Consider the following 8,526-nt stretch of genomic DNA (forward strand, 5'->3'; position numbering starts at 1 on the left):
CCGCCCGCGCGTCCTTCAGCGCGCAGCCCGCCGCCCCCAGGGCCAGGACGCATACCACCGCCAAACCGGCGGCCGCCCGGCGGCGCCCCAGACGAGAACCGGACCGCCCGTACTCGCCTGCGGGTCGCCTCGAGTGCACAGGCCTTGGGGATCGTAGGGACGTGCTCATCACCGATAGCCTCCTCGCCACCGAAACAACTCCTCACACCACCGGGACGGGCGGCAGTGCCCGTCCGAGCGGTGTATTGACATTACCTGCACACACGCCCCGACCGCCAGACTTTGACACGGCCCTGTGGAAAACCCCCGGGGCACTATCGCCGAAGCGCCCACCACGGGCGGATCGGCGCCCCCTGACCTCGCAGGAATCCAGCAGCCATCACGCAACTGAAACAGGCGCCCCCAACGGGCCCCATCACCTAGCCCGAAGCAATGGTGGCCCGTCAGCAGGTGGTCTTGCCATGGGACGTGGTTCCGGGTGTGGACAACCAGCCGCCAACGGCTCAGGTGCAGCGGCTGTGGCGCTCGGGAGTACTGCGCCGGTTCGGTGAAGAATGCGCGGCGACTTAGGAGCAGGTGGTGGGATCGCCGTCCCGGCATACGGGCGGCGGGGCCGGCAGCGTGCTCAGGAGAAGACGACGGTGCGGTGCCCGTTGAGCAGCACTCGGTGCTCGGTGTGCCAGCGCACTGCCTGCGCCAATACCCGGCGCTCGACATCCTGGCCCTTGGCTTGCAGCGTGGCCACCGAGTCCTCGTGGCCGGCCCGCGTCACGTCCTGCTCGATGATCGGGCCCTCATCCAGGTCCGCCGTCACGTAGTGCGCCGTCGCCCCGATGAGCTTGACCCCGCGCTCGTGCGCCTGGGCGTAGGGGCGCGCGCCCTTGAAGGACGGCAGGAACGAGTGGTGGATGTTGATGACGCCCCCGCGCAGCCGCTCGCACAGGGCGGGGGAGAGGATCTGCATGTAGCGGGCCAGTACCACCAGCTCGACGTCGAGGGAGTCCACCAGCCCCAGCAGCTCTGCCTCGGCGGCCTCCTTGGTCTCCTTGGTGACCGGGATGTGGTGGAAGGGCACCCCGTAGAACTCGGCGACGTCCCGCAGCGTCTCGTGGTTGCCCACCACGCCGACGACGTCGACCGGCAGCCCCTGGCTGCGCTCCCGGAAGAGCAGGTCGGTCAGGCAGTGCCCCTCCTTGGAGACCATGATGAGGGTGCGCATGGCGCGCCCCACCTCGTCGAGGCTCCACTCCATCTCGTAATCCCCGGCCAGCTCGGCCAGGTCCTTCTCCAGCTCCTCGCGCGGCACGGTGGTCAGCACCTGGACCCGCATGAAGAACAGACCGGTAGAGGAGTCCCCGAACTGCTTGGACTCGGTGATGTTCCCGCCGCGGCGCGCCAGCGTGCCGGTGACCGCGTGGACGATGCCCGGACGGTCGGGGCAGGACAGGGACAGGACCAGGTGGGCAGCAGAATCGGGTTGCGCCGTGGAGTGAGCCATGGACTCAGCCTAGTCGGCGCTCGCGCCACTTGACGACGGCGAGCACCAGCCAGGTGGTCACGATGAAGGGCCAGGTGTAGGTCGGCACCGGGATCTCCGTGAAAACTCGGTCCACGACGACGGTCAGCACTGATCCCGCGACCGCCAGCACCCAGGCCCGCCTCCCGGGAGGCAGGAGGACGACGCCGATCGCGATCGCCGTCAGGCACGGAGAGTACCCGCCCAGACCGTGCGCCGCCTGACCGGCGGGAACGAGCGCCAGCGTTGCCGCCGTTCCGACGACGCTACCCAGCAGTGCTGCCGTTCCTACTCTCCAACTGGCGATGAACAGCCCGGCCAGGATCAGCGCACCGCCGACCCAGGAGTCGACGAGCACCACCTGGGACTCTCCCGTCAGCACCGCCTCCGGGACCAGCCACGCCGTCGACCCGCTGACCGGTGCCGGATCGGGCACCATCGGCGCGTCGATCGCCCTGAGCAGAGCGGTCAGCAGGCCGGAGACGATGCAAAAGGGAGCCGTGAGCGCCGGGAGCCCGACCGGGGCGAGAACGCGCTCCAGAGCGCGGTGGACCGCGGGGCACGCCGCCGCCCCGACCACGGTGAGCAGCGTCGCCGGCCAGAAAACGCCCATAGCGGCCCAGGCCGCCGCTCCCACCAGCGCCCCGTTGTAGCCCTGGAGTCCATCGGTGATTCGCAGGTCCAGCAGCCGTGCCGCCGCCGTCGATACTGTCGTCCCGAGGATCACTTGGAGGGCCATGAGTGGTGAGTAGACGGCGATGCCGGCCACGATGAGCACTCCGGTGAGTGCATGGGGCTGGAGGAAGATTTGCCCGACCCCGCGCCCGAGCGCGCTCACGCCGACCGAGACGATCGATGGGACGGCCGCGGTGTCCGGTCGGGAAGTCAGGTGGTGGGGTTGATGAGCAGATGATTCAGGCATGAGGGGCTCCGATCGATGGAGATTCGGGAGATGCCCGCTGCCGAGGCGAGCGGGCCGTCACTAGTACTTGCGCAGGTCGAGCCTCGGCGCGCCGAACCACCGGCCGCGCACGAGCTCGTTGATGTCGAGCATGAGACCGGTCAGCCGGGTTGTGTCGTCACCCAGCACCCGGGCAACGAGTCCGGGACCCGGCACCCGCGTCACTCCGGCGCGCACGTCGTCGGCCTCGAGCAGCTCGCCGACCTCGGCGACGAGCGCGGCATCGACGCGGGCGTCGACGACCGTGAAGGAGGCCAGATGGCTGTACCCCTCCAGAGCTCCCAGGCCCGCCATACCGGTTTCGCCGGGGACCAGGCGCAGGCTGTCGACGACGGCGCACCGGCCGCCGACGCGGATATCGGTGCGCACCCGTACGGAGTCATACCCGAAGGCCGAACCGTCCGGGGCCCAACCGGGGGTGAGGACCTCCAAGGACATGAAGGTCGCCGTCGGATCCATCTCGACGAGGGCGGTCTGTAGGTAGGAGGACTCCCTGTAGGCGATGACCTGGTCGGGAACGAGCTCGAGTACGGCCCCCGGAGCCAGGCTCATTCGGGTGTGCTGGTGGACCGGGCAGGTGGGGGTGCGGTAGATCTTCGTGGCCGCTTGGGTGGTCAGCAGTGCTGAGGCCCCCTCCTCGACCTCGATCTCGGTAAGGTAGGAGTCGCCGTCCAGGTACCCGCCCCCTGGATTGACCACGTAGTAGGTCACCTGTCCGGTCTCATCGAGGTACAGAGGGCGGAACACCTTCAATGCTCCCCGGTGGTACTGGTCCACGGCGATACTCCGGTCCCCGTCCCGGGCGATCCGCAGATGCAGTTCGCCTGTGGTGCTCACGACTCCAGGTCCGTCATGAGCACATCGTGGCGGAGCCACTCGATGACGTGATCCAGGCCCTCATCGGTTTTGAGATTGGTGAAGCAGAAGGGCCTGTCACCCCGGAACACCTTGGAATCGGCCTCCATGACCGCCAGGTCGGCGCCGACGTGAGGAGCCAGGTCCGTTTTGTTGATGACGAACAGGTCGGACTTGATCATGCCCTGACCGGCCTTGCGGGGGATCTTCTCGCCCTGGGCCACGTCGATGACATAGATGGAGAAGTCGACGAGCTCGGGGGAGAAGGTGGCCGAGAGGTTGTCGCCTCCCGACTCCACGAACACCACCTCCAGGTCGGGGTGGCGCTCGACCAGCTCGGCGATCGCCGCCTCGTTCATGGAGGTGTCCTCGCGGATGGCGGTGTGCGGGCAGCCCCCGGTCTCCAGCCCGACGATGCGGTCCACCGGCAGGATTCCCTGAGCGGCGAGGATTTTGGCGTCCTCGATCGTGTAGATGTCGTTGGTGACGGCGGCCATGGAGATCTCCCGGCTCAGGGCCCGGGTGATCCGCTCGATGAGCTGGGTCTTCCCCGCCCCCACCGGGCCGCCCACCCCGATACGAATCGGGCCGGGATGCTGGGAGCGGGCGGCCTGCTCTCCGGGCCTATCAACGAGAGTCCGGCTGGCTGTTGCTGTCATGAGTATCTCCTCAGTAGTTCTTCAGGACATGAACATGCGGGCGCGTTGTCGCTCGTGCCGCATCTGGCTGATCTCGATCCCGGGCGCGGCCGCTCCCAGGTCCATCTCGTCAAGAGTCCCGATCCGCCTGACCGCGGCGCGGACGTCGTCGCGCACCGAGGCGATGGCGCGCTGACCGGCGTCCTGCCCCAAGGGGATGGCTCGTACGGCGTTCTGCGTCAGCGAGATCACACTGGACTGGAGGTAGGCTGCCGTGACCGCCGACGGCGGTGCCATGAGCGCATAGCCGGCGATCGCCAGCACGATGGCGGGGTGGGCGCGGCAGCCCCCGGTGTCCACGAGTGCCGCGTAGCGGCTGAGCAGCCTGTCGCCGTCGGCGCCGCTCAGTGCCAGACGGGCGATGGTGAGCAGCCGCCGTCCCATCGTGATCCCGGCACGGCGCACCTGGATCGGCACCGCCTGAGCCACGAGGAGGTCGTCGAGGCGGGCGATCGCCTCCCAGTCGTCCGCCGCCACCGCCTCGAAGGCCAGCCGCAGCCCCAGTCCCTCGGAGAAGGTCAGCTGGGTGGACACGAGCGCGCGCAGCCAGGACATGAAGGAGGCCTCGCCGTCGACGATGCCGTCGCAGATATAGGTTTCCAGCCCGAAGGAGTGGGAGAAGGCGCCCGTGGGCAGTGCGGAGTCGCACAGCTGGGCCAGCGGGAGCTGCCAGCGTGCGGGCTCACCCCACTCCGGGGCGCAGGGGTCAGTGAGTGTGTTCGGCATGGCGGAAGGGGACGGGCATGGACCGCTCCATCCGCGCATGGCGCACCCCCAGGTGCTCCAGGTAGTGCTCGGCGGTGTGGTCGTACTGGATGACCATGACGCCGTCATGTCCCTCAAGCCCCGGGAAGGGGTCATCCGGTCCGAAGAACTGGGCAGGCAAGTGCCGGTTGCCCAGGTTGTGGGCGACGACCCCCATCTCGCGCACCGTGGCGGGTGCGATGACGAGGACATCGGTGGGCTCCAGGCGCACGACGACGATTCCGCGTTCGTTGCGAAGCAGAATGTCTCCCTCACACAGGTCCGGTGCCCCCGGTGCGAGCCGGATACCGAGCTCGGTGCCGTGGTCCGAGCGCACTCGCTGGATGCGTTTAGTGAGGGCAGCCAGGGGGAGGATCACACTCTCGACGTGCACGCCCTCGAGGTCCTCGGGGGAGAAGTCGTGGATATTGCCTGCGATGGACTCGATAATCATGAAGGCTCCAGGATGAGGGATCAGAACAGGAAGTAGCGCTGCGCCATGGCGAGGACCTCGGCGGGCTCGCAGGTGACCTTCTCGCCGTCGACCCTGACCTCGTAGGTCTCGGGATCGACGGTGAGCGCCGGAGTGGCGTCGTTGAAGGCCATGTCCGCCTTCGTCAGCCGCCTGACCCCGCGGGCCGGACGGATCTTCTTGCGCAGTCCTAGGCTCTGGGGCACTCCTGCCTCGATGGCGGCTTGGGACATGAAGGTGATCGAGTTCGACGCCGGTGCCGCCCCGCAGCCGCCGAACATGGGGCGCATGAGTGTGGGTTCGGGGGTGGGGATCGAGGCGTTGGCGTCCCCCATGACCGCCGAGGCGATCTGGCCTCCCTTGAGGACCAGGTTCGGTTTGACCCCGAAGAAGGCGGGATCCCACAGCACCAGGTCCGCCCACTTGCCCACCTCCACGCTGCCCACGACCTCGTCGATCCCGTTGGTGCGGGCCGGGTTGATCGTGTACTTCGACACGTAGCGCTTGATGCGCAGGTTGTCGCCGCCCTCCGGGTCCCCGGCGAGTTTGCCGCGCGCCTTCTTCATCTGGTCGGCCACCTGCCAGGTGCGGATGACGACCTCACCGACGCGCCCCATCGCTTGGGAGTCCGACGATGTCATGGAGAACACGCCCAGGTCGTGCAGAACGTCCTCGGCCGCGATCGTCTCTGGGCGGATGCGCGAGTCCGCGAAGGCGACGTCCTCCGGGATGGCGGGGTTGAGGTGGTGGCACACCATGAGCATGTCGAGGTGCTCCTCGGCGGTGTTGCGCGTGAAGGGCAGTGTCGGATTGGTCGAGGACGGCAGGATGTTGGCGTCCTGCGCCAGGGTGATGATGTCCGGTGCATGGCCGCCGCCCGCGCCCTCGGTGTGGAAAGTGTGGATGACACGTCCGCCGATGGCGCGGCGGGTGTCCTCCACGAAACCGCACTCGTTGAGAGTGTCGGTGTGGATGGCGACTTGCACGTCGAACTCGTCGGCGACCTTGAGCGCCTCGTCGATGACCGCGTGTGTGGCGCCCCAATCCTCGTGGATCTTGAAGCCGACCGCTCCGGCGCGCAGCTGCTCGGCCAGCGGCTCCCGGGCGGAGGCGTGGCCCTTGGCCAGCAGACCTATATTCATCGGGAAGTCCTCGACGGCCTGGAGCATGCGGGCCAGGTTCCAGGCCCCGGGCGTGATCGTGGTGGCGTTGGTGCCATCGGCGGGGCCCGTCCCCCCTCCGATCATGGTGGTCACGCCTGAGGCCAGGGCGGTGGCGACCTGGGTGGGGGAGATGAAGTGAATGTGAGAATCGATGCCCCCGGCCGTCAGGATGCGGTGCTCCCCGGCGATCACCTCCGTGGATGTGCCGATGACGATATCGATGTCGTCCATGATGTCCGGGTTGCCCGCGGCGCCGATGGCGCTGATGACGCCGTCGCGGATGGCGACGTCGGCCTTGTAGACGCCGGTGTGGTCGATGATGATCGCATTGGTGATGACGGTGTCGGGAATGCCCTCGTCTCGCGTGCGCTGGCCATTGTGGCCCATGCCGTCGCGGATGACCTTGCCGCCTCCGAAGACGGCCTCGTCGCCACGATGGGTCAGGTCCCACTCGATCTGGGCGAAGAGGTCGGTGTCGGCTAGACGGATGGCGTCCCCGGTGGTGGGGCCGTACAGGGCGGCATGCTCCCGACGGCTGAGTTCCTTGCTCATGGTGTGCTCCTGTGCTCTCAGCCCTGGATGGGTCCGTTCGTCTTGCCTGCCAGTCCGAAGACCCTTCGCGCTCCGGCCAGTGCCACCAGGTGGACTGGCCTGGAGTCGCCCGGCTCGAAGCGAACGGCGGTTCCTGCGGGAATATCGAGGCGGAAACCGCGAGCGGCCTGCCGGTCGAAGGACAGCGCGGAGTTGACCTCGGCGAAATGGAAGTGCGAACCGACCTGGATGGGGCGGTCCCCGGTGTTGAGGACGTCGAGGTCGACGGTGGGGAGGTCCTCGTTGATGGTGATGGTGCCGCTCGCGAGCCGGTACATGCCCGGGATCATGACAGCCTCCTGCGAATCGGGTCGTGGACGGAGACGAGCTTGGTCCCGTCGGGGAAGGTCGCCTCCACCTGGACCGCGCGGATCATCTCGGGGACCCCCTCCATGACGTCCTCGCGGGTCAGCAGGGTGGTGCCATAGGCCATGAGGTCGGAGACGGTGCGCCCCTCTCGGGCTCCTTCGAGGATCTCAGCGGTGATGTAGGCGACTGCCTCGGGGTGGTTGAGCCGGATCCCTCTGTCCTTGCGTCTTCGTGCCAGGTCTGCGGCGACGACGATGAGTAGCTTCTCCTGCTCACGAGGAGTGAGGTGCATCGGGCTTCTCCCAGAGACGGTTCGGAGCGGGCGCATAAGCGCGAGCTTGTCCGCGTGTGACGAACGCTTATAGGCAATGCCTTGCGTGTTACATGAATATTTCCGGTCGATCGGCGACAGCGTGGGGGAGCGTTCTCCTCCTCGGTTTTCCGCTTCATTGCGGGATTGTGGTGCTTACGGTTGAAGTGTTGGGCATCCTTTATCGACCGGCGTCGATACTGAGGAAAGGAAGGGCCGGGATGCGCTCTGCTGCGCAGCCCGGCCCGGTGGGGTATTGGCCTCGACCGATCAGCCCTGACGGGCCTTGAGGCGGGGATTCTTCTTGTTGATGACGTAGGTGTGACCGCGGCGTCGGACCACCTTGGACCCCGGCTGCTTGGCCAGGGACCGGATCGAGGCGCGAACCTTCATGAGTGACTCCTTAACTCTCTCTTCCTGTGCTGCGATGTCCGGGCGCCGGGCCCCGCCTGCGCGACTAGCGCGTCCGCTTGCCGTAGCGGCGCTCGAACTTCTCCACCCGACCGGCCGTGTCCAGGATGCGGCCCTGGCCGGTCCAGAACGGGTGCGAGGCGCTAGAGACATCGACGTCGTAGACCGGGTAGGTGTTGCCGTCCTCCCACTCGATGGTCTCCGACGACGTCAGAGTCGAACGGGTCAGGAAGGCGAAGCCGGCCGACTTATCGCGAAAGACGATGGGCTGGTAGCTGGGGTGGATCCCCGGGCGCATGAGAGCTCCTCGGATATGGGTGATTGGGGTGGTCGGTATTGGTGGGTGCTGTGAGAGTGGGCAGCCGCGGCGGGCCTCGACGCCTGGCGATCGCGGGCCCCGTGGCTGAGCCCGCCCGGCTACCAGGAGGACTTGACGATGCCCGGCAGCTCGCCGCGCAGCGCCATCTGGCGGAAGCGCACCCGGGAGGTTCCGGTG

General features: G+C 67.6%; 11 protein-coding genes. All 11 read right to left on the bottom strand.

The window, feature by feature from the left end:
- Nucleotides 1-625: 625 nt before the first annotated feature.
- The 11 genes from purU to HMPREF0975_RS06985 all read right to left on the bottom strand — a co-directional run bounded on the left by purU (nucleotide 626) and on the right by HMPREF0975_RS06985 (nucleotide 8,328).
- Complete coding sequence (gene purU, locus HMPREF0975_RS06935; protein WP_009233431.1) at nucleotides 626-1,498, bottom strand: formyltetrahydrofolate deformylase; 873 nt, start codon at nucleotides 1,496-1,498, stop codon at nucleotides 626-628.
- A gap of 4 nt (nucleotides 1,499-1,502) precedes the next feature.
- Entirely contained in the window at nucleotides 1,503-2,438 is a 936-nt protein-coding gene (locus tag HMPREF0975_RS06940) for an urea transporter (protein WP_009233432.1), read from the bottom strand.
- Between the two features lie 60 nt (nucleotides 2,439-2,498).
- Nucleotides 2,499-3,314 carry an urease accessory protein UreD gene (locus HMPREF0975_RS06945; protein ID WP_009233433.1) on the bottom strand — a complete coding sequence of 272 codons (816 nt, stop codon included), beginning with the start codon at nucleotides 3,312-3,314 and terminating at the stop codon, nucleotides 2,499-2,501.
- Nucleotides 3,311-3,991: an urease accessory protein UreG gene (gene ureG, locus HMPREF0975_RS06950; RefSeq protein ID WP_009233434.1), complete on the bottom strand. Its 681-nt coding sequence runs from the start codon at nucleotides 3,989-3,991 to the stop codon at nucleotides 3,311-3,313. The genes HMPREF0975_RS06945 and ureG overlap by 4 nt, the downstream gene beginning before the upstream one ends.
- A 21-nt stretch (nucleotides 3,992-4,012) precedes the next feature.
- The gene (locus HMPREF0975_RS06955; protein WP_009233435.1) at nucleotides 4,013-4,756 is read right to left on the bottom strand and encodes an urease accessory protein UreF; all 744 of its coding nucleotides are present in this window, start codon (nucleotides 4,754-4,756) and stop codon (nucleotides 4,013-4,015) included.
- Nucleotides 4,737-5,228: an urease accessory protein UreE gene (gene ureE / locus HMPREF0975_RS06960; protein ID WP_009233436.1), complete on the bottom strand. Its 492-nt coding sequence runs from the start codon at nucleotides 5,226-5,228 to the stop codon at nucleotides 4,737-4,739. Before ureE ends, HMPREF0975_RS06955 begins: the two co-directional genes overlap by 20 nt.
- Before the next feature lie 20 nt (nucleotides 5,229-5,248).
- On the bottom strand, nucleotides 5,249-6,961 hold the full coding sequence (gene ureC, locus HMPREF0975_RS06965) for an urease subunit alpha (protein ID WP_009233437.1): 1,713 nt from the start codon (nucleotides 6,959-6,961) through the stop codon (nucleotides 5,249-5,251).
- Nucleotides 6,962-6,978: 17 nt separating this feature from the next.
- The gene (locus tag HMPREF0975_RS06970; RefSeq protein WP_009233438.1) at nucleotides 6,979-7,290 is read right to left on the bottom strand and encodes an urease subunit beta; all 312 of its coding nucleotides are present in this window, start codon (nucleotides 7,288-7,290) and stop codon (nucleotides 6,979-6,981) included.
- On the bottom strand, nucleotides 7,287-7,601 hold the full coding sequence (locus HMPREF0975_RS06975; protein ID WP_009233439.1) for an urease subunit gamma: 315 nt from the start codon (nucleotides 7,599-7,601) through the stop codon (nucleotides 7,287-7,289). Before HMPREF0975_RS06975 ends, HMPREF0975_RS06970 begins: the two co-directional genes overlap by 4 nt.
- Nucleotides 7,602-7,889: 288 nt before the next feature.
- The gene (gene ykgO / locus HMPREF0975_RS06980) at nucleotides 7,890-8,012 is read right to left on the bottom strand and encodes a type B 50S ribosomal protein L36 (protein WP_003782012.1); all 123 of its coding nucleotides are present in this window, start codon (nucleotides 8,010-8,012) and stop codon (nucleotides 7,890-7,892) included.
- A 64-nt stretch (nucleotides 8,013-8,076) separates the two neighbouring features.
- On the bottom strand, nucleotides 8,077-8,328 hold the full coding sequence (locus HMPREF0975_RS06985; protein ID WP_009233440.1) for a type B 50S ribosomal protein L31: 252 nt from the start codon (nucleotides 8,326-8,328) through the stop codon (nucleotides 8,077-8,079).
- Between the last annotated feature and the right edge of the window lie 198 nt (nucleotides 8,329-8,526).

Source organism: Actinomyces sp. oral taxon 849 str. F0330 (assembly GCF_000239715.1).
GTDB lineage: Bacteria > Actinomycetota > Actinomycetes > Actinomycetales > Actinomycetaceae > Actinomyces > Actinomyces johnsonii.

Excerpts from the sequence above, each read along its gene's own strand:
- purU (WP_009233431.1), bottom strand. The coding sequence starts at position 1,498 with ATGGCTCACTCCACGGCGCAACCCGATTCTGCTGCCCACCTGGTCCTG.
- HMPREF0975_RS06940 (WP_009233432.1), bottom strand. The coding sequence starts at position 2,438 with ATGCCTGAATCATCTGCTCATCAACCCCACCACCTGACTTCCCGACCG.
- ureG (WP_009233434.1), bottom strand. The coding sequence starts at position 3,991 with ATGACAGCAACAGCCAGCCGGACTCTCGTTGATAGGCCCGGAGAGCAG.
- HMPREF0975_RS06955 (WP_009233435.1), bottom strand. The coding sequence starts at position 4,756 with ATGCCGAACACACTCACTGACCCCTGCGCCCCGGAGTGGGGTGAGCCC.
- ureE (WP_009233436.1), bottom strand. The coding sequence starts at position 5,228 with ATGATTATCGAGTCCATCGCAGGCAATATCCACGACTTCTCCCCCGAG.
- ureC (WP_009233437.1), bottom strand. The coding sequence starts at position 6,961 with ATGAGCAAGGAACTCAGCCGTCGGGAGCATGCCGCCCTGTACGGCCCC.
- HMPREF0975_RS06970 (WP_009233438.1), bottom strand. The coding sequence starts at position 7,290 with ATGATCCCGGGCATGTACCGGCTCGCGAGCGGCACCATCACCATCAAC.
- HMPREF0975_RS06975 (WP_009233439.1), bottom strand. The coding sequence starts at position 7,601 with ATGCACCTCACTCCTCGTGAGCAGGAGAAGCTACTCATCGTCGTCGCC.
- ykgO (WP_003782012.1), bottom strand. The coding sequence starts at position 8,012 with ATGAAGGTTCGCGCCTCGATCCGGTCCCTGGCCAAGCAGCCGGGGTCC.
- HMPREF0975_RS06985 (WP_009233440.1), bottom strand. The coding sequence starts at position 8,328 with ATGCGCCCGGGGATCCACCCCAGCTACCAGCCCATCGTCTTTCGCGAT.